Annotated in this window: 15 protein-coding genes; 5 read left to right on the top strand and 10 right to left on the bottom strand. The window is 71.1% G+C overall.

Going from position 1 to position 18,201, the window contains the following annotated elements; all coding sequences use genetic code 11:
• The 4 genes from OO68_RS04250 to OO68_RS04235 all read left to right on the top strand — a co-directional run bounded on the left by OO68_RS04250 (position 1) and on the right by OO68_RS04235 (position 5,336).
• Positions 1–1,413: an RICIN domain-containing protein gene (locus OO68_RS04250; RefSeq protein WP_033306715.1), complete on the top strand. Its 1,413-nt coding sequence runs from the start codon at positions 1–3 to the stop codon at positions 1,411–1,413.
• 218 nt (positions 1,414–1,631) lie between these two features.
• Positions 1,632–2,675 carry a rhamnogalacturonan acetylesterase gene (locus OO68_RS04245; protein ID WP_033306714.1) on the top strand — a complete coding sequence of 348 codons (1,044 nt, stop codon included), beginning with the start codon at positions 1,632–1,634 and terminating at the stop codon, positions 2,673–2,675.
• Between the two features lie 79 nt (positions 2,676–2,754).
• A complete protein-coding gene (locus OO68_RS04240) occupies positions 2,755–4,437 on the top strand; it encodes a DUF2264 domain-containing protein (RefSeq protein WP_033306713.1) in 1,683 nt (560 codons plus the stop codon).
• Between the two features lie 77 nt (positions 4,438–4,514).
• Complete coding sequence (locus tag OO68_RS04235; protein ID WP_051814410.1) at positions 4,515–5,336, top strand: isocitrate lyase/PEP mutase family protein; 822 nt, start codon at positions 4,515–4,517, stop codon at positions 5,334–5,336.
• A 24-nt stretch (positions 5,337–5,360) separates the two neighbouring features.
• Here the strand turns inward: OO68_RS04235 and OO68_RS04230 are convergent, their stop codons facing one another.
• The 3 genes from OO68_RS04230 to OO68_RS04220 all read right to left on the bottom strand — a co-directional run bounded on the left by OO68_RS04230 (position 5,361) and on the right by OO68_RS04220 (position 7,808).
• Positions 5,361–6,275 carry a phosphotransferase enzyme family protein gene (locus OO68_RS04230; protein WP_051814439.1) on the bottom strand — a complete coding sequence of 305 codons (915 nt, stop codon included), beginning with the start codon at positions 6,273–6,275 and terminating at the stop codon, positions 5,361–5,363.
• A gap of 52 nt (positions 6,276–6,327) precedes the next feature.
• Positions 6,328–6,936 (bottom strand): TetR-like C-terminal domain-containing protein, encoded by a 609-nt coding sequence (locus tag OO68_RS04225; protein WP_033306711.1) that lies wholly within the window; start codon positions 6,934–6,936, stop codon positions 6,328–6,330.
• Between the two features lie 89 nt (positions 6,937–7,025).
• The gene (locus tag OO68_RS04220; protein ID WP_051814408.1) at positions 7,026–7,808 is read right to left on the bottom strand and encodes a hypothetical protein; all 783 of its coding nucleotides are present in this window, start codon (positions 7,806–7,808) and stop codon (positions 7,026–7,028) included.
• A 248-nt stretch (positions 7,809–8,056) separates the two neighbouring features.
• On the opposite strand from OO68_RS04220, the gene OO68_RS04215 reads away from it, so the two are divergent.
• Positions 8,057–9,349, top strand: a complete 1,293-nt coding sequence (locus OO68_RS04215) for an MFS transporter (RefSeq protein ID WP_033306710.1) — start codon at positions 8,057–8,059, stop codon at positions 9,347–9,349.
• On the opposite strand, the gene OO68_RS04210 is transcribed toward OO68_RS04215, so the two are convergent.
• From OO68_RS04210 to OO68_RS04180, 7 genes are all read right to left on the bottom strand, one after another.
• Complete coding sequence (locus OO68_RS04210; RefSeq protein WP_033306709.1) at positions 9,339–10,145, bottom strand: ABC transporter permease; 807 nt, start codon at positions 10,143–10,145, stop codon at positions 9,339–9,341. The genes OO68_RS04215 and OO68_RS04210 overlap by 11 nt on opposite strands.
• Position 10,146: 1 nt before the next feature.
• Positions 10,147–10,950: an ABC-2 family transporter protein gene (locus OO68_RS04205; RefSeq protein WP_033306708.1), complete on the bottom strand. Its 804-nt coding sequence runs from the start codon at positions 10,948–10,950 to the stop codon at positions 10,147–10,149.
• A 1-nt stretch (position 10,951) separates the two neighbouring features.
• Positions 10,952–11,947 carry an ABC transporter ATP-binding protein gene (locus OO68_RS04200; RefSeq protein ID WP_033306707.1) on the bottom strand — a complete coding sequence of 332 codons (996 nt, stop codon included), beginning with the start codon at positions 11,945–11,947 and terminating at the stop codon, positions 10,952–10,954.
• Between the two features lie 125 nt (positions 11,948–12,072).
• Positions 12,073–14,946, bottom strand: a complete 2,874-nt coding sequence (locus tag OO68_RS04195) for a glycoside hydrolase family 2 TIM barrel-domain containing protein (RefSeq protein WP_033306706.1) — start codon at positions 14,944–14,946, stop codon at positions 12,073–12,075.
• A gap of 12 nt (positions 14,947–14,958) precedes the next feature.
• Positions 14,959–15,840 carry a carbohydrate ABC transporter permease gene (locus tag OO68_RS04190; protein ID WP_033306705.1) on the bottom strand — a complete coding sequence of 294 codons (882 nt, stop codon included), beginning with the start codon at positions 15,838–15,840 and terminating at the stop codon, positions 14,959–14,961.
• Positions 15,837–16,802, bottom strand: coding sequence for a carbohydrate ABC transporter permease (locus OO68_RS04185; RefSeq protein ID WP_033306704.1), 966 nt, complete (start codon positions 16,800–16,802; stop codon positions 15,837–15,839). The genes OO68_RS04190 and OO68_RS04185 overlap by 4 nt, the downstream gene beginning before the upstream one ends.
• A 20-nt stretch (positions 16,803–16,822) precedes the next feature.
• Positions 16,823–18,085 (bottom strand): ABC transporter substrate-binding protein, encoded by a 1,263-nt coding sequence (locus OO68_RS04180; protein ID WP_033306703.1) that lies wholly within the window; start codon positions 18,083–18,085, stop codon positions 16,823–16,825.
• Positions 18,086–18,201 lie beyond the last annotated feature (116 nt).

Below are 18,201 nucleotides of genomic sequence, written 5' to 3'. Positions count from 1 at the left end.
ATGAGACGTGCGTACGCCACCCTCCTCGCCCTGTGCCTCGGCCTGTTCACGGCCCTCGCCACCGCCGGACCCGCCCAGGCCGCGCCCCAGACCATCACCAACGGCACCCAGTTCACGGACACCTCGGGCAGCCCCGTCCACGCGCACGGCGGCGGCGTCCTCAAGGTCGGCAGCTACTACTACTGGTTCGGCGAGCACCGCAACGCCGACAACACCTTCCGGTACGTCGACGCCTACCGCTCGACCGACCTGAAGAACTGGGAGTTCCGCAACCACGTCCTCACCGAGGCCAGTGACCCGGAGCTCGCGACCGCCAACATCGAGCGGCCGAAGGTCATGTACAACGCCTCCACCGGCAAGTTCGTCATGTGGATGCACAAGGAGAACGGCACCGACTACAGCGAGGCCCGCGCCGCCGTCGCCGTCTCCGACACCGTCGACGGCACCTACACCTGGAAGGGCAGCTTCCGGCCGCTCGGCCAGCACATGTCCCGCGACATCACCGTCTTCACCGACACCGACGGCGCCGGCTACATGATCTCCGCCGCCCGCGAGAACTACGACCTCCAGATCTACCGCCTCACCGCCGACTACACCGGCATCGCGAGCCTGGTCGCCAACCCCTGGCCCGGCGGACACCGCGAGGCCCCCGCCCTGTTCAAGCGGAACGGCGTGTACTTCATGCTGACCTCCGGCGCCACGGGCTGGAACCCCAACCAGCAGCAGTACGCCACGGCCACGAACATCGCCGGGCCCTGGTCGGCCATGAAGAACGTCGGCGACTCGACGACGTATGGCTCGCAGACCGCGTTCGTCCTGCCCGTGCAGGGCAGCTCGGGCACCTCGTACCTCTACATGGGCGACCGCTGGGGCAACTCCTTCGGCGGCACCGTCAACGACTCCCGGTACGTGTGGCTGCCGCTGACCTTCTCGGGCTCGACCACCATGTCCATGTCCTGGTCGCCGGAGGTCACCATCGACACGGCGGCCGGAACCGTCACCGGCACGGCCGCCACGTACAACACGCTGATCGCCCGCCACTCCTCCAAGTGCGCGGACGTCACGAGCCAGTCGCTCTGGGCGGGCGCCCAGCTCAAGCAGTACGACTGCAACGGCGGCGCCAACCAGAAGTACTGGTTCAAGTCCGTCGGAAGCGGTTACTACCAGCTGATGGTCCGCAACAGCAGCCTCTGTGTGCAGGAGAACGCGAGCACGGTCACACAGGAGAACTGCGCCTCCACCGCGACGAGCCAGCAGTGGTCGCTGACCACCACCGGCTCGTACGTGAACGTCAAGTCCCGCGCGAGCGGCGAGTGCCTCGACGCGAACGGCGCGTCCACCGCCAACGGCGCCGCGCTCATCACGTACACGTGCAACGGAGGCACCAACCAGCAGTGGACGCGCGGGACATGACCCTGGCCGGCGTCCGCCCTCCAGGCGGACGCCGGGACGCTGAACGTCTGGTCCTTCCGGAGGCAGCAGGGGAAGGCCGCCGTCTTGCCGCTTCGTGAAAGAGCTTTCACTCATGCACGGCCGGAGATCTGGTGAATGCTGCTCGAGGTCTAGAAAGCGCTTGCTCAGAGCGGTACGGTCCCCCTCCAGGTCTTGTCGTGTGCTGGGAGGAGCCCGGAGTGAGACGTTTCAGCATCGCCGTCGTGGCAGCGGTGACCCTGGGGACCGCGCTGTCGTCCGCACCCGCCCACGCGGGCGGGGGGAACGGCGGCCGCGGCCTCGCCCACTGCACGGCCGGCACCTGCCACTTCGACGTCCCACCGGGCACCTACGACGTACGGGTCACCCTCGGCGGGCAGGCGGCGTCCGGCACGAGCGTCAGCGGTGAGACCCGCCGCTCCCTGCTGCCGGAGACGGCCGTACCGGCCGGCGAACGCGTCACCCGCAGCTTCACGGTGAACGTCCGCACCCCCGAGGGCGAGCCCACCGGCCCCGCGGGAACGCCCGGCCTGGACCTGCGGATCGGCGGCTCCGCCCCGGCCCTCGCCGACATCAGGGTCACCCGGGCCCGGCAGGCCCGCCAGATCTTCCTGGTCGGCGACTCCACCGTCTGCGACCAGCCCGGCGACCCGTACTCCGGCTGGGGTCAGCAGCTGCCCCAGTACCTCCGCGAGGGGGTGTCTGTCGCCAACTACGCCGATTCCGGGGAGAGTACGGTCTCGTATCTGGGGAACCCGCAGCTGTGGGCCACCGTACGGCCCCTGATCCGCCCCGGTGATCTGGTGCTCGTCCAGCTCGCGCACAACGACAAGACCACGGACGAGGCCACCTACCGGGCCAACCTGGAGGCCCTGGTCGCGGGCGTCCGGGAGCGGGGCGGACAGCCGGTCCTTGTCACTCCCATCGTGCGGCGTTGGTTCAGCCCCGACGGCACGCTCAACAACGGAACCGCGCTCCTGGTCAACGGCCTCGGTGTCGACCACCCGGCCGTCATCCGCTCGGTCGCGGCGGCGCGAGGCGTTCCGCTGATCGACCTCACGGCGAAGACCAAGGCGCTGGTGGAGTCCCTCGGCGTGGAAGGCTCCAAGCCGCTGTACCTCACCAACGAGGCGCGGGACAACACGCACACCTCCGTGCGCGGTGCGACGGCCTACGCGGCCCTGGTCCGCGACGAACTCGTCACCCGGCATCTGGTGCCCAAGGGCAAGGTGAGGGTGGGATGAACCCCTGGGGCGCCCCGACCGGAACCGGGGCGCTCCAGGTCCGATCCGTATCCACCGGTCCGAGCACGAAAGACATCCGATGCAGCTGCCTCCCGCCGACCGCACGACGTCCCCGTTCACCGGCTACACCCGCGCCCACTGGGAGGCGGCGGCCGACTCCCTGCTCACCGCCGTGGAGCCGTACGCGAGCGAGGACCGGGCGCTCTACTTCCTGCCCGGCGACCGGGCCAGCTGGTCGGGCCGCCTCTCCGACGGCCTGGAGGGCTACGCCCGCACCCTGCTGCTCGCCGCCTTCCGCCGAGACGAGAAGGCCCTGGAGCGCTATGCGACCGGGCTCGCCGCCGGCGTCTCGGGCGTCTGGCCCCGCATCGAGGACCGCAGCCAGCCCCTGGTGGAGGCGGCCTCCATCGCCCTGGCCCTCCGCCTCACGCGCGACCTCCTCTGGGACCGTCTCGACGAGGGCGTACGCGAGCGGACGGCCGCCTGGCTGGGCGACGCCCTCACGGCGGAGCCCTGGCCCTGCAACTGGGAACTGTTCCCGGTCACCGTGGGCGGCTTCCTGGCCGAGATCGGCCACGAGCCGGACGCGTCCCGCGCGGCGATCGACCGCGGCCTGGAACGCGTCGAGCAGTGGTACGTCGGCGACGGCTGGTACACCGACGGCGACGGCCGCAAGTACGACTACTACAACGGCTGGGCGATGCACCTCTACCCTGTGCTGCACGCCTGGCTGGAGCAGGACGAACGGCTGCTGACGGTGTACGGCGACCGCCTCTCCCGGCACCTCGGCGACTACGCCCGCCTGTTCGGCGGCGACGGCGCCCCCATGCACCAGGGCCGCTCCCTGACGTACCGCTTCGCCACCACGGCCCCGCTCTGGCTGGGCGCGCTGACCGGCCGGACGCCCCTGCCGCCCGGCGAGACCCGGCGGCTGGCCTCCGGCGCTCTCAAGTACTTCCTCGACCGGGGCGCGGTGGACGACCGGGGCCTGCTCACCCTCGGCTGGCACGGCCCCGACGCGTCCGTCCTGCAGGGCTACTCGGGCCCGGCCTCCCCGTACTGGGCGAGCAAGGGCTTCCTCGGCCTGCTCCTGCCCCCCGACCACGAGGTCTGGACGGCACCGGAGGAACCGGCCCCCGCCGAACGGGCGGACTTCGTCATCCCCGTCGGTCCGCCCAACTGGCTGCTCCAGTCCACCCGTTCCGACGGCGTGGTCCGCCTCCACAACCACGGCAGTGAGGACGTCCGCTACGACCCGTACTACACGCGGCTCGCGTACTCCACCGTGACGACACCTGCGGACTCGTACGACAACAGCGTCCTCGTCGCCGGCGATCCGAGCCGCACCGGCATCGAACCGCTCGGCGCGGGTGAGGGCTGGGCGGCGTCCCGGCACACGGCGGGCGGGGGAGCCCGGGTGACGAGCGTGGTGCTGGCGCACGGGGCGGTGGAGGTGCGTGCGCATCTGGTCGCCGGGGCGGAGCCGGGGACGGCGGTCCGCGTGACCGGCTGGAGCGCGCCGGACGGTCTCCGGGCGGAACTGCTCCCCGCGGCCGGCCTCGACGACGACCTCACCGGCGTCACCGCCGGGGACTCCACCCTGTTCGTCGCCCTGGCCCGGCTCACCGCCGAGGCGGACCCCGTCCCGCTGCGGGAAACCGTCGCCGTAACCGCTTCCGCGGACGGGGAGCTGACGGTCCGCTGGAGTACGGGAGGTGAGGTGCGGGTCCGGCTGGACGGGGCGGGCGTGCAGGTCGGCTGAGTCCATCGCTGCCAGGCCGATCCTGCGGCAGCCGCGGTTCGGCCCGCGCCGAAGCGAACCGGGCCCATCATGGCGGCATGACCGCAGAACCGCAGCAGACGCCGTCGAACCGGGCCGGGACCGCTTTCGCCGGCCTCCACCGTGCCGGAGAGCCCCTGCTCCTGCCGAACGCCTGGGATCACGCATCCGCCCGGGCTCTCGCGGGGCAGGGCTTCCCGGCGGTCGGGACGACGAGCCTGGGCGTCGCCGCGGCGGCCGGTCTGCCCGACGGGGCGGCGGCGACCCGGGAGGAGACGCTGCGGCTGGCCGTCGCCCTCGGGTCCGGGCCGTTCCTGCTGTCCGTCGACGCGGAGGGCGGCTTCAGCGACGACCCGGACGAGGTGGCGGAGTTCGCGCGGGAGCTGTACGCGGTCGGAGCGGTCGGCATCAACCTCGAAGACGGCCTCGGACCGGCCGCCCGGCACGCCGCGAAGATCGCGGCGGTCAAGCGGGCCGCGCCCGGCCTGTTCGTCAACGCCCGCACGGACACCCACTGGCTGGGCGACGGCGACGGCACCCTCGCGCGCCTCGACGCCTACCAGCAGGCGGGCGCGGACGGGGTGTTCGTGCCGGGCCTCACGGACCCGCGCGGCATCGAGACCTTGGTGCGCCACCTGGAGGTGCCCCTCAACGTCCTCTACTCGCCCGGCGGCCCGCCCGTCGCCCGCCTCGCGGGCCTCGGCGTACGCCGCGTCAGCCTCGGCTCGCTGCTGTACCGGCGGGCGCTGGGCGCGGCCCTGGAGGCGGCGGCGGACCTCCGGGCCGGCCGGACGCCGACGGGGGCGACACCGTCCTACGACGACGTGGCGGGGTTCGCCGCGCCGGCACCCGCCGGGTTCGACCCCGTGGCGCACCATTGAGGCGTACTTCGGAGACGCCCGGTCCTACGTGTCGAGCGCGGCGACCAGCCGGGAGACCGCGCCGAGGTCGGGCACCTCGCGCAGGCAGGTCACCGCCTGCCGGGCCCCGAAGTCCCGTTGCTCGGGCGTGACTCCGGGGGCGACGGCCGTCTCGGCCTGCACGTGGATGTAGTTCAGGGCCGTGGCGAAGAGCATCGAGAAGGACTCCGGCCCGGTGGGGACGGCCAGGCCACCGGCCTCGCGGTAGGCCCGGGCCACGCGCCGAGCGGACGCGATGTCCACGTCGTTGCCGCCGGACCAGACGTGGACGGCCCGCGCGAACTCCCGTTCCGCCGAGACGGGTCCGGCGTTGTCCCAGTCGAGGAGGACCGGTCCGTCCCGGCCGACCAGGACGTTCTGGGGCCGGAGGTCGAGGTGCGAAGTCACCAGGCCGCCGGGCGCCGAGGGTGTCACCCACCGGCCGAGCCGGGGCACGGACGTGGCGATGAACCGGTCCAGTTCGTCCGACCACGTCAGGCCGGCGTCGCGCACCTTCTTGGCGACCTCCTGCCACTCGGCGTCGTCCGGACACCGCTCGTACCAGGCACCCGGGCCCTCGACGGCTCCCTCACCGGCCCGGTGCAGCAGCGCCATGGTCCGGCCGAACCAGTCCAGGACGGCCGGGTCGGAGGGATCGGCCTCGGCGCCGTCGATCCAGTCGTACAGCTTCACCCAGGACCCGCCGCCCGGGGAGTCGACGCGGGAGACGTGCGCGCCGTGCCGGGCGGGGTGGAGGCGGGGTGACGCGATGCCCAGGCCCTCCGCGGAGTCCCGCAGCGCGGCCTCGCGGGCGACCTGGGCCTCGTCGCAGCCGAAGAGGAGTTCCTTCACGGCCCAGGAGCGGCCGTTCCCGGAGAGCTTCCAGATCTGGCCGAGGGCGCCCCGGATGACGGGGACCATGGTCCAGGGGCCGGTGCCGAGGGCGTAGAGCTGGGCTATGGCACCGGCCCTGTCATCGGATCGGGTGCGGTCGGCCAATGTCTTTCCCCTTCTCGCCCGGCCAGTTCAGGAGCAGTACGTGCAGGGCGTCGATGGCCCTGTCCCAGGAGGCCTGCACGTCACGCGCCGCCCCGAAGGCTCCGGTGGACTCCAGGGCGCAGTAGCCGTGGAAGGTGCTGCGCAGCAGGCGCACGGCATCGGTGAGGTCGGGTTCCTCCAGGCCGTAGGCGCGGAGCATGCCGTAGGTGACGTCGGCCGTGCGGCGCAGTGCGGGGGAGCCGGTGACGAGATCCTGGTCGATGCGGATCTGTGTCGCGGCGTACCGGCCGGGGTGGTCCAGGGCGTAGGCCCGGTAGGCGGTGGCGAAGGCGCCCAGGGTGTCCCTGCCGGCCTCCCGCCCCTCCACCGCCTCCGCGATCCGGTCGATCATCTCGCCACCGGCCAGCAGGGCCATACGCGTCCGCAGGTCCTTCAGACCCCGGACGTGGGTGTACAGACTCGCGTCCTTCACCCCGAAACGACGGGCCAGCGCGGAGAGGGTGACGTGCTCGAAACCGGTCTCGTCGGCGAGATCGGCTGCGGCCGCGACGAGACGCTCGGGGGTGAGACCGGCTCTGGGCATGGGAGTTCGGGGTTACCTCTCGGTGTCCATCAGCGCAGTTCGAGGGATCGAGCGTAGTACGGGGCACGGACCGGCGGGGCCGGTTGCTGTCACCGGGGGCGCAGGAGACCCAGGTCCGTGCCCCATGCGTCCAGGACCTCGTCGTGACCGGCCCGGCGCGCCGCTTCCTCGACGCCGGCGAACAGGGCCCGCTGGGTGGGCGGGTCCCCGTCGGCCAGGATGCGCCGCAGGGCGGGCAGGAGCCGGTCCGCGTCCCACCGGGGGTCGCCCAGCGGCTGCCGCGCCAGCTCCCACCGCAGGTACTTGTTGTAGGGCCGGACCCGGCGGTGCAGGGCGAAGAGCACCTCCAGGGCGTACGGGACGGACTCGGCGGCGTCCAGATGGCCCAGGTCGGGGCGGTCGTCGCGGTAGCTCTTCAGGGAGCGGTACGTCTGGTTGACATAGGCGTCGAGCCAGCCGGCGGAGGCCTCCCGGGCCTCGTCGGCGCCAAGGGTCCGCTTCTCGTCGAGGATCCCGGCGACGGTCCCGTCGAGCCGGTCGAACAGCACCTCGGCGTGGACGTAGGAGTACCGCGCGAAGCTGTCCGGGCGGCCGGGCATGCCGCGGATGCGGAACTGAGCGAGGGTGAGGACGACGAGGTCGAGGTGGGCCGAGCGGAAGCGGTCCAGTGCGGCGAGGACCGGCACGCTCTCGTCGCGCACGACGACGTGCAGGTCGTAGTCGGAGTGGACCGTCGGCATGCCGGCGTGCACCCGGGAGCCGCTGAGGACGAGCCCGACGACGCCGGGATCGGCGGTCGCCCGGGAGGTGAAGGCGTGCAGCGTCTCCTCGGGGGTCCGGCCGGGGACGGGGGCGTAGCTGTCGCGCACCATGATGATCTCTCCATGCGGATACGTCCGCGGCTCACGCGCAGGCGGCGGCCGCGGAGACGGATCGGTTCGCTTCTGCGGCGCCCGGGGAGCGCCGCCGGAGAGATTCACTTCACGGTGCCGAGGCTACCTGTCCGGGCTTGCGCATTCAGCCCGTTGGACAACTCGCCGCGGACAGGCGGAGGTTGGCGCCCCCCCGGTCGCCCGACAGCCGTAGGGTTACGGGGAAGACGGGGCTCGGGGGAGGCGGCATGACGCACGGGGCGGCGCGGCGCGAGGACGAACCCGGCAGCTCCGCCGACGCCCCCTCCGGCGACGGCTCGCGCGGTACGCGACCGCTGTGGCGGCAACGCGACTTCGCGATCTTCTGGGCCGCCCAGACCCTCTCCGTGCTCGGCGACTCCTTCGCCCTGATCGCTCTGCCCCTGCTGGTGCTTCAGGCCACCGGATCGGTCGCGCGGATGGGCCTGCTGACGGCGGTGGGAGGGGCGGCGGCGGTCGTGGCGGCGGTGTTCGCCGGGGCGGTCGTGGACCGGGTGGACCGGCGCCGGCTGCTCATCGCCTGCGACCTGGTGCGCATGGTGCTCTACGGGCTGATCCCGCTGGTGTGGCTGCTCGGCCCGCAGCTCTGGCTGCTGTACGTGGTGCTGCCGCTGTGCGAAGCGGTCGGCATGCTGTTCGCGGTCGGCTACGTCACGGTCGTGCGCGCGCTGGTCGGCACCGGGCAACTCACGGAAGCCAACGGGCGGTTGAACGCCACGGCCGCAGCGGCGGGCGTCCTCGGCCCGCTGTGCGCCGGTCTGGTCGCGGCCTGGTCCGGCCCGGCGGCGGCCGTGGGCGTGGACGCGGCCAGCTTCGGGCTCTCCGCCACCTGTCTGCTCTTCGTCCGCTTCCGCAAGCGCGCCCCCGACGACCGGCAGGACCGCCGTACCGGCCTCTGGCAGGACCTGCGCACCGGTATCGCCTTCCTTCACGGCCATCCCGTGCTGCGCTCCCTCACCGTCCTCCTGTTCGGCTTCAGCTTCCTCACCCTCGGCCTGAACGACCTGGTCATCTACCACCTCAAGCATGACCTCGGCCATGACGACCGCACGGTCGGCACGGTCATGGCGGTCGGCGCGCTCGGCGCCATCACCGGCGCCCTGCTGGTGGCCCGGGTCCGCCGCCGGCTCGGCTTCGGCCCGACGTGGACCGGCTCGGTCGCCGTGTGCGGCCTGGCCTTCGCCGGTCTCGGCTGGGCGCGCGACGTCCCCGTCGTCGCGGCCCTGAGCGCCGCCTTCCTCGCCTGCGCCGGCATGGCGGGCACCTGCTCGATGTCGCTGCGCCAGGAGGTGACCCCCGAACACCTCCTGGGCCGCGTCACCTCCGCCTTCTGGACCCTCCAGTACGCGGCGGCCCCCATCGGCGCGGCCGTTCTCACCTGGGCCGCGGAGGAGCAGGGCACGACCCCGGTCGCCCTGGTGGCCGGGGCGACCTGCGTCGCCCTGGCCGCCACGGGCCTGCTCACCCCGATCCGGGGCTCGGGCCGGACCGTCAGCCGTTGATCCCGCTGTAGTGCTTCAGGCTCCACCTCCACAGCATCCGCGCCGCCAGATACGCCAGCAGCCCCAGCAGGGGTGAGGCCGCCGCCACCCAGTACGGGACGCCGGTCGAGTGGCCGTGGCCCGTCAGGACCGCTGCCGGGAAGTAGGCGACGAACGCGAGCGGCAGGCCGAAGGTGAGGAGTCCGCCCACCGCCTTGGGCAGGACGTTCAGCGGGTAGCTGCCGAAGGTGCCGAGGAGTTCCTCCAGCCAGCGGCCCCACATGTCGGCGGCCGGGAAGCGCAGGGACGCGCTGGCCACGACCGTGAACAGGGCGGCCTCCAGCAGCATCCCGCCGAGCACGGCCGCGACGAGGTAGCCGGTGCGGCCCGCCGTCCAGTCCAGTTGGCTGCGGGAGAGCGCGCCCACCATCAGGCCCGCCGCGACCGTCAGGTCACCGATGGCGTTGGTCGGGAAGAACGCCAGCTGCACCTGGCGGTGGACCGGCATCGGACGCATCAGGTAGATGTCGATGCGGCCTTCCTGGATCTGCCGGCCGGCCCAGTGCATGCGCCCCAGGAACAGCACGAACAGCCCGTGCGCCAGCATCCGCGTCGCCGGGATCAGCAGCACGTCGGAGCTGTCCCAGCCGCCCATCCCGGCGAACCGCGACAGCAGCACCGTCGCGAACACGATCACCGACACCTGCCAGATCGCGCCGATCGCGATCATCAGCAGGAACTCGGTGCGGTACTCCAGCTGCGCACGGAAGTTGAGCGCTGTCACGCGCCACACGATCCGCAGAGCCTTGAGCGACATCTCAGCCTCCCTGCGAGATCACGCGCCGGGCGGCCCGCCGCCACAGCAACCGGGTGAACAACGCCAGCACCACGACCCAGGCTGCCTGCACGGACAGCTGGAACCCGGCGTCGGACAGGGGAATGCGCCCCACGTACAGCGACAGCGGCACGCTCAGCGTGGCCTGGAAGGGGAGGAACGCGCTCATCGTCACGAACCAGTCCGGGAAGAACCACAGCGGCGCGTACACCCCGGACAGCAGGTTCTGGGCGAACATCAGGATGAGCATCGCGGCGGTGTTGCGGACCGTCCAGAAGCACAACTGGTCCAGCACCAGCATGACGTAGTACAGGACCCACTGGCCCAGCAGCATGCTGAGCACGAACACCCCGGCCGCGCCGGCCGACGCGGGCGGTTCGACGACGCCCGCGGCCAGGCAGATCAGGTACCCGGTCAGCGCCCACGCCAGCCCGTACAGCTGCTCGCCGGCGGCCCGCAGGGCGTAGTAGCGCTGCGGCGGCAGCGGCCGCAGGTACCAGTAGACGATGGTGCCGAAGTGCATGTGCTGCAGGACCGTGTCCCGGCCCGCGTACTGGTCGAGCTCCCGCAGCCGGGACGCCAGGACGGCCAGCACGGCGTAGGTGACCGCCTGGTCGCGGCTCAGCCCCGCGGTCGTGCCGGTCTGCGCGTACAGGCCCCGCCACAGCGACCAGACCAGCACCACCTGCACGGCCAGCCGGAGGGCGACGGCGGTCATCCGGGGCGGTGCGTTCAGCTCGCCGAGCGGGGTGACCCGGGCGGCGCGCCAGGCATGGAGCACGGCCATGTCAGACCTCCCCGGCGTGCGCGTACGCGGCCCGCATCACGTCCTCCAGGTCCGCCTCGTCCAGGGCGATGTCCGTCACCTCGAACCGCTCGATCACCGCCTTCAGCGCCTGCTGGACGGTGAGCGCGGCGGGCCCGTCGGGACCGAACACGACCTGCGCGCCCGCGTGCCGCAGCAGCGCGGTGCCCGGCGGCGGTACGACCTCGGCCTGCGGATCGGCCAGCGTGGCCCGCACCTGCCAGGTCGAGCCGAACTTCCGGCGGATCTCGTCGAGCGAGCCGTCCAGCATCAGCCGCCCGTGGTTGACCAGCACCACCCGCTCGGCGAGCCGCTCGACCTCCGTCATGTCGTGCGTGGTCAGCAGCACCGTACGGCCGCGCTGCTCCACCTGGTGCCGCAGGAACTCCCGCACCTGCTCCTTCACGACCACGTCCATGCCGATGGTCGGCTCGTCGAGGAACACCACCGGCGGGTCGTGCAGCAGGGCGGCGGCCAGATCGCTGCGCACCCGCTGGCCGAGCGAGAGATGACGGACCCGGGTGTCCCAGAACGACGACAGCTCCAGGATGTCGTCGAACTCCTGGAGACGGGCCGCGTGTTCGGCCCTCGGCACCTCGTAGATGTCCCGCAGTATCGCGAACGACTCGCGCACCGGCAGGTCCCACCACAGCTGGGTGCGCTGCCCGAACACCGCCCCGACGTTGCGGGCGTTGCGCTCCCGCTCCCGGTAGGGCACCACGCCCGCGACCCGGGCCTCGCCGGAGGTGGGCGTGAGGATGCCGGTGAGGATCTTGATGGTGGTGGACTTGCCGGCGCCGTTCGGCCCGAGCAGGGCGAGGAGTTCCCCCGCGGCCACGTCGAAGGTGATGTCGGAGACGGCGTGCTTGGCCACCCGCTCGGGGTTGACCAGGGACCGGACGGCGCCCGCGAAGCCGGGGCGGCGGACGGTGGTGTGGAAGGTTCGGGACAGCCCGCGGACCTCGATGGCGACACTCAACTGACCCACCAACTCCCTTGCGGTGAACACAGCAGCGGCCGGTCGGCACGAGGGCCGACCGGCCGCGGATGACATCCCGACACTCTCGGAATGTCGATCAATCGGTCAATCGATTAATCAGTTTCTTACCTGGTGGTCGAGAACACGAACGAGAACTCCACCGGCTCCGCCCTCAGGAAGTACTGCGGCAGGGGGCCCGGGCCGCAGGACTGCGAACCGATGCCGTGCAGCCCGTGGTCGAGGTTGACCCACACCGTGTCGCCGGCCGCGAGGTCGGTCCGGTGCTGCGCGGCGTCCAGCTGCTCGGTCGTCCAGCGCCGCGCCGTGAACCAGAACTCCGGGTCGCCCTCGATGCGGAGACCGCCGAGCTCCACCCACCGGACGTCGGCGCGGGCGCCGTTCTCCTGCGGGCGGACGTACGGCGTCTGGAGCCGGTCCACCGTCGACTGCCAACGTCCGATCATGGACGCCGTCCTGCTGTCCGGGTACGCCTCGCCGGGACCGCCGCCGAACCACTCGACCCGGTCCGCCTCCGGCAGCCCGAAGCGGACGCCGAGCCGGGGCAGCGGCACCGTCCAGTCGCCCTCCGGTGTCACGGACACGGACAGCCGCAGCCGCTCGCCGTCGGACGTCCAGCGGTACACCGTGTCCAGGCCCACCTCGCGGGCCGCGGGTGCCACCCGCGTCCGCACCGTCAGCGCGTCGTCGCCGGCCTCGACCGAGACCAGGCGGTGCCGCATCCGGTGCAGGCCGAGCGTGCGCCACAGCACCCCGTAGCGAGTGTCCGTCTGCCACTCGGCACCGTCGTCGTTGTCGGTCGGCGCCCGCCACACGTCCAGCCGCGGCGTCGCGCCGACCTCCACCCCGCCGACCGAGAGCAGCGCACCGGTGCGGGCGTCGAAGCCGGCCGGGCCCAGCGTGATCCGGCCCTCCTCGACCACGGGCCGGTCGGTCGCCGGGAAGGACGGCAGCGGCCGCGCCCCCACAGCGAACTGGCCCCAGGCCACGACGTGGCCCTTCGCGGCCCAGGACGTGTCGTCCGCGAGCAGCGCCCGCACCGTCCACTGCCGCTCGCCGCCCCGGCCGTCCGCGGGCGGCTCCGGCAGCTTGACCTCGGCGCTCTCACCCGGCGCGAGCGCCGGCACCGCGAGCGAACCCGACTCGACGGTCTCGCCGTCCACCTGGCACGACCACTCGAAGGCCAGCGCCGACAGATCGGCGAAGTCCTGCTTGTTGGTGACGTGCACGATGCCGTTGGCCCCGTCGCCCTCGATCCGGACCGGCTCGATGACCTTCTTGTACTCGATCAGGCCCGGCGACGGCGTCCGGTCCGGGAAGACCAGCCCGTCGCACACGAAGTTGCCGTCGTGCAGCTCCTCGCCGAAGTCACCGCCGTAGGCGTAGCCCAGCTCGGCGTGCTTGACGCCGTGGTCGATCCACTCCCAGATGAACCCGCCCTGCAGCCGGTCGTACTTCTCGAACAGCTCCTGGTAGTCGGCGAGCCCGCCGGGGCCGTTGCCCATCGCGTGCGCGTACTCGCACTGGATGAACGGCAGGTCGCGGCGCTTGTGGGTGCCGCCGTCGAGCTGCTGCCCGATCTTCTCGACCTCGTCGTGGAAGGCGTACATCCGCGAGTACACGTCCGTGTCGCGGCAGTTCCAGTCGCCCTCGTAGTGCACCAGCCGCTCGGGGTCGCGGCCGTGGATCCACTCGGCCATGGCGGTCAGGCCACGGCCGGTGCCGGCCTCGTTGCCCAGCGACCAGAACACGATCGACGGGTGGTTCTTGTCCCGCTCGACCATGCGCGCGGCGCGGTCCAGCAGGGCCGGGGTCCAGCGGTCGTCGTCGACCGGGTTGTCCCGCCAGTCCTGCTCGGTGAAGCCGTGGGTCTCCAGGTCGCACTCGTCGATGACCCACAGGCCGTACTCGTCGCACAGGTCCAGGAAGGCCGGGTGCGGCGGGTAGTGCGAGGTGCGCACGGCGTTGAGGTTGTGCCGCTTCATCAGCAGCACGTCCTCGCGCATGGTCTCCAGGTCGAGCGCGCGGCCCCGCTCGGGGTGCCACTCGTGCCGGTTGACGCCCTTGAAGAGGACGGCCGTGCCGTTGACCTTGACGAGCCCGTCCTCCAGGACGACCGTCCGGAAGCCGATGCGCAGCGGCACCCGCTCCCCGTCCGTGGCCAGCACACCGTCGTAGAGCTTCGGCGTCTCGGCGGTCCACGGCTCGACCGCCACCGTCACCGGCTCGCCGGTGGCGACATCGATGTCCAGGGCCGGGACGAGCACCCGCCCGTCGACGTCGGAGTCGACGCGCAGGGTGCCCTCGCCGGTGGTGTGGTCGTAGGAGGCGTGCACGAAGAAGTCGGCGACGCTGCCCGCCGGGCGGTGCAGCAGCGTCACGTCACGGAAGATGCCCGGCAGCCACCACTGGTCCTGGTCCTCCAGGTACGACCCCGCCGACCACTGGTGCACGCGCACGGCGAGCACGTTGGCGCCCGGCTTCAGCAGCTCACCGACCGCGAACTCGTGCGCCAGCCGGGAGCCCTTGAACTCGCCGAGCTCGGTGCCGTTCAGCCAGACGCGGGCGCAGGACTCGACACCGTCGAAGCGCAGCACCGCCCCGCCGTCCGACGGCCAGTCGGACGGCAGGTCGAAGACGCGCAGGTGGTCACCGGTCGGGTTCTCCGTCGGGACGTACGGCGGGTCCACCGGGAAGGGGTACAGGTGGTTGGTGTAGATCGGGGAGCCGAACGCCCCCTCGCCCTGGAGGACCCAGTGCCCGGGGACCGTGACCTCGGCCCAGTTCCCGGCGTCGTAGCCCTCCTCGGCGAACGAGTCGTCCTCGGCGCCGGCCGTCGCGGACAGCCGGAAGCGCCAGCTGCCGTTCAGCGACAGGGACCGCGCGTCCGAGGACGCGTACCAGGCACGGGGCGGCAGGGCACCGCTGCCCGGGGAGACGTCCTCGACGTAGTCGACGGATGGGGTCGTGCGGAAAGACATCGGTCTCCTAGCTCAGCCCTTGATGCCGGTCTGTGCGATCCCCTGCACCAGCCAGCGCTGGAGGAAGAGGAACACGAAGATCAGGGGCAGGATCGAGATGGCGGTGGCCATGAAGATCAGGTGGTAGTTGACGGTCTGGTTCGTCATGTACGACGACAGCGCCACCTGGACGGTCCAGGCACTCGGATCCTGTCCGATGACCAGGGGCCACAGGAAGGCGTTCCAGCCGTTGATGAAGGTGATCGTGGCGATGGCCGCGAAGAAGTTCAGCGAGTTCGGCACGACGACCCGCCAGTACGCGCCCCAGTAGCCGAGCCCGTCCACACGCGCCGCCTCCTCCAGCTCCTTCGGGAACCCGAGGAAGTACTGCCGGAACAGGAAGCACGTGAAACCACTGAAGAGGCCCGGGATGATGAGACCCCGGTAACTGTCCACCCAGCCGAGGGACGAGACCAGAACGAAGCTCGGCACGAAGGTGACCGCTGTCGGAACCATCAGCGTCGCCAGGACGGCGTAGAACACCTTGTTGGCGTGCTTGTATGGGATGCGGGCGAGGCCGTACCCGGCGAGCGAGCAGATCAGCAGGATGCCGGCGGTGTGCAGGACGGCCACGACGACGGAGTTCCACAGGGACCGGGCGAAGTCGACGGTGACGTCGTCGAAGGGCTCGGTGATGTTGCCCCACTGGATGGAGGTGGGGAACCACTTCCACTCCTCGCCCGTGATCTCCGGGTCCGTCATGAAGGCGTTGCGGACGATCAGGTAGAAGGGGATCAGGAACAGGACGGCGGCGACGCCGGTCGCGATGTAGAGACCGGTGTTCCCGAGGACTCCGCCGCGCTTGACCTTGACCGGCTTCGCGGCCTTGTCGATGTCGGGCGCTGTGATGGTCACTTGGACTCCTCACCCCTTCCGAAGCCCATGATCTTGCCCTGGACCAGGGTCACGACGCAGATGAGCAGGGTCAGGACGACCGCGCCCGCGCTGCCCGCGCCGTAGTTCTGGTTCTCGCCGAGGGCCATCTTGTAGAGCTCCACCAGCGGCGGCTGGCCCCACGTGGCCTTGCTCAGCAGGTTGAAGAACTCGTCGAAGGCCTGGTAGGCGGCGACGAGCAGGAGCAGGATCACCGCGGTCGAGGTCGCCCGCAGCTGGGGCAGGGTGATGTGCCGGAAGGTCTGCCAGCCCGGCTTGGCGCCGTCGAGGGAGGCTGCCTCGTACAGCTCCCGCGGGATGTTCTGCAGCGCCGCGATGAAGAGGATCATGTAGAAGCCCGACTGGAGCCACAGGCGGACGGTCACGATGACCAGCCAGTACCAGGGCGGATCGGGATTGGAGAGCCAGGCGATGTTCTCGACGCCGAACCAGCCGAGGACGGTGTTGGCCAGGCCGAAGCGGACGCCGTTGAAGAGGGACATCTTCCAGATCAGCGAGGCGGCGACGTAGCTGACCGCCGTCGGCAGGAAGAACACCGACCGGAAGAACGCCCGCATGAACCGCAGCCGGTTGACCAGCAGCGCGAGGCCCAGGGAGAGGGCCCAGGTGGCGGGCACGATGAACGCGGCGAACACGGTGAACGTGACGAGCGAGCCCCGGAAGTCCGCGTCCGTCAGGACCTGCTTGTAGTTTTCGAAGCCGACGAACTCGCTCGGCGTGACGGTGAAGCGTGCCTCGAAGAAGCTGAGCCAGATGCTCCAGCCGATGGGCACGAAGACGAAGATGATCAGGCCGATCAGGAACGGCCCGGTGAACAGCCAGAAGTTGAAGGTGCTGCTCGCCCTCAGGCCCCGCCGCGGCCGGGTCTTGGAGACCTTGGCCGGGGCGGGCTGGGCGACCCCGCGCGTGGTGGTGGTCGACATGTCGAGATCCGTCCGGCGGCCTAACCGAAGAGCTTCTTGAGCTCGGTGTCGACCTTCTTCTCAGCGGCGGCGAGCTGGGCCTTCGGGTCGCCGTTCTTGCGTACGGAGTTCGCCATGACATCGTTGATCGCGGCGATCATCGCCTGGGTCCAGCCGATGTTGTCGAAGTGGCCGAACTCGTTGAAGAGCTTCACGCCCTCGGCCGGCAGACCGGACTTGAGCTTGGTGGCGGACTCCGCGAGGGAGGTGCGCGGCGGGATGTGGAAGCCGTAGGAGGTGGCGAAGTCCTCCTGGTACTTCTTCTGGTCGATCCACAGCCACTTGACGTATTCCTTGGCCGCCTCGACGTTCTTGCCCTTGGCGTTGACGAACATCGACCAGCCGCCGTTGTAGACGGACTCCTTGCCGGCGGAACCGACCTTCGGGAAGGGGAAGATGCCGATGTCGTCGCCGAGCGCCTTCTGCATGACCGGCATGGCCCACATGCCGCACCACTGCATCGCCGTCAGGCCCTGGGTGAAGGCCGACGGGTCCCACCAGTCGGCGGGGGCGCCGAGCAGGAGGTCACCGCTGGTGAACAGACCGCGCAGCTGCTTGAGTCCTTCGGCGACGGCGTCGGTGTTGAAGGCGGGCTTGTTGTCCGCGGTGAGGGTGTCGGCACCGGCGGACCAGATCAGGTTGTGCTGCACGGGCGTGAGGTCGTTGCCGAGGTAGGCGCCCTTGACCTTGCTGGTCTTCAGCTTCGCGGCGGCCTCGATCAGCTCTTCCAGGGTCTTCGGCACCTCGACCCCCGCCTTCTCGAACATCGAGGGACGGTAGAAGAAGAACTGCGGGTCGTCGATCATCCGGACGCCGTATATCTTGCCGTCGACCGTGTGGGACTTGATGTCGGCCTGGTTGAAGTCGTCCTTGACCGGCTCGATGATGTCGGTCAGGTCGGCCACCTGACCGCTCTTGACGAGCTGGATCTGCGGGTGGAACTCGAAGACGTCCGGCGCGTTCTTGGTGAGCAGTGCGGCGAACAGCTTCTGTTCGAAGTTGGAACCGGTGATCCACTGCGTGGTGACGTTGGCGCCCTTGTACGCCTTCGCGTACCGCTTGACGGCCTGCTCGACGCCGGCCTCGCCGTAGGCGTGGAAGTACTGGACGAGGGCGTCGCCCGACCCGCCACCACTGCGGCCTGTGTTGCCGCCGCACGCGGCGAGTCCGCCCGCGGCGGCCAGGCCCATCGCGGCCCGCAGTACGTTTCGGCGGTCCCAGTTCATGTTGCTCGATGCCGACATGCTGACGTCCTTGTCTCGAGTGCGGCTGCGGCTCTGCGGCTCACTGCCTGATGGCTCACGGCCCGGGGGCTCGCGCCAGATGGCTCAAAGAGAGGTGCGGTGCGGGACGCTAGAGC

This window comes from Streptomyces iakyrus (genome assembly GCF_000717055.1).
Taxonomy (GTDB): domain Bacteria; phylum Actinomycetota; class Actinomycetes; order Streptomycetales; family Streptomycetaceae; genus Streptomyces; species Streptomyces iakyrus.
The sequence above is the reverse complement of the archived record's forward strand: the minus strand, read 5'-3'. Positions and strand labels throughout refer to the sequence as shown.

Bases quoted from the DNA above. Each gene is read 5' to 3' on its own strand.
- OO68_RS04180 (WP_033306703.1), bottom strand. From the start codon at position 18,085: ATGTCGGCATCGAGCAACATGAACTGGGACCGCCGAAACGTACTGCGG.
- OO68_RS04225 (WP_033306711.1), bottom strand. From the start codon at position 6,936: ATGCCCAGAGCCGGTCTCACCCCCGAGCGTCTCGTCGCGGCCGCAGCC.
- OO68_RS04195 (WP_033306706.1), bottom strand. From the start codon at position 14,946: ATGTCTTTCCGCACGACCCCATCCGTCGACTACGTCGAGGACGTCTCC.
- OO68_RS04205 (WP_033306708.1), bottom strand. From the start codon at position 10,950: ATGGCCGTGCTCCATGCCTGGCGCGCCGCCCGGGTCACCCCGCTCGGC.
- OO68_RS04235 (WP_051814410.1), top strand. From the start codon at position 4,515: ATGACCGCAGAACCGCAGCAGACGCCGTCGAACCGGGCCGGGACCGCT.
- OO68_RS04240 (WP_033306713.1), top strand. From the start codon at position 2,755: ATGCAGCTGCCTCCCGCCGACCGCACGACGTCCCCGTTCACCGGCTAC.
- OO68_RS04215 (WP_033306710.1), top strand. From the start codon at position 8,057: ATGACGCACGGGGCGGCGCGGCGCGAGGACGAACCCGGCAGCTCCGCC.
- OO68_RS04210 (WP_033306709.1), bottom strand. From the start codon at position 10,145: ATGTCGCTCAAGGCTCTGCGGATCGTGTGGCGCGTGACAGCGCTCAAC.
- OO68_RS04230 (WP_051814439.1), bottom strand. From the start codon at position 6,275: ATGGTCCCCGTCATCCGGGGCGCCCTCGGCCAGATCTGGAAGCTCTCC.
- OO68_RS04185 (WP_033306704.1), bottom strand. From the start codon at position 16,802: ATGTCGACCACCACCACGCGCGGGGTCGCCCAGCCCGCCCCGGCCAAG.
- OO68_RS04220 (WP_051814408.1), bottom strand. From the start codon at position 7,808: ATGGTGCGCGACAGCTACGCCCCCGTCCCCGGCCGGACCCCCGAGGAG.
- OO68_RS04250 (WP_033306715.1), top strand. From the start codon at position 1: ATGAGACGTGCGTACGCCACCCTCCTCGCCCTGTGCCTCGGCCTGTTC.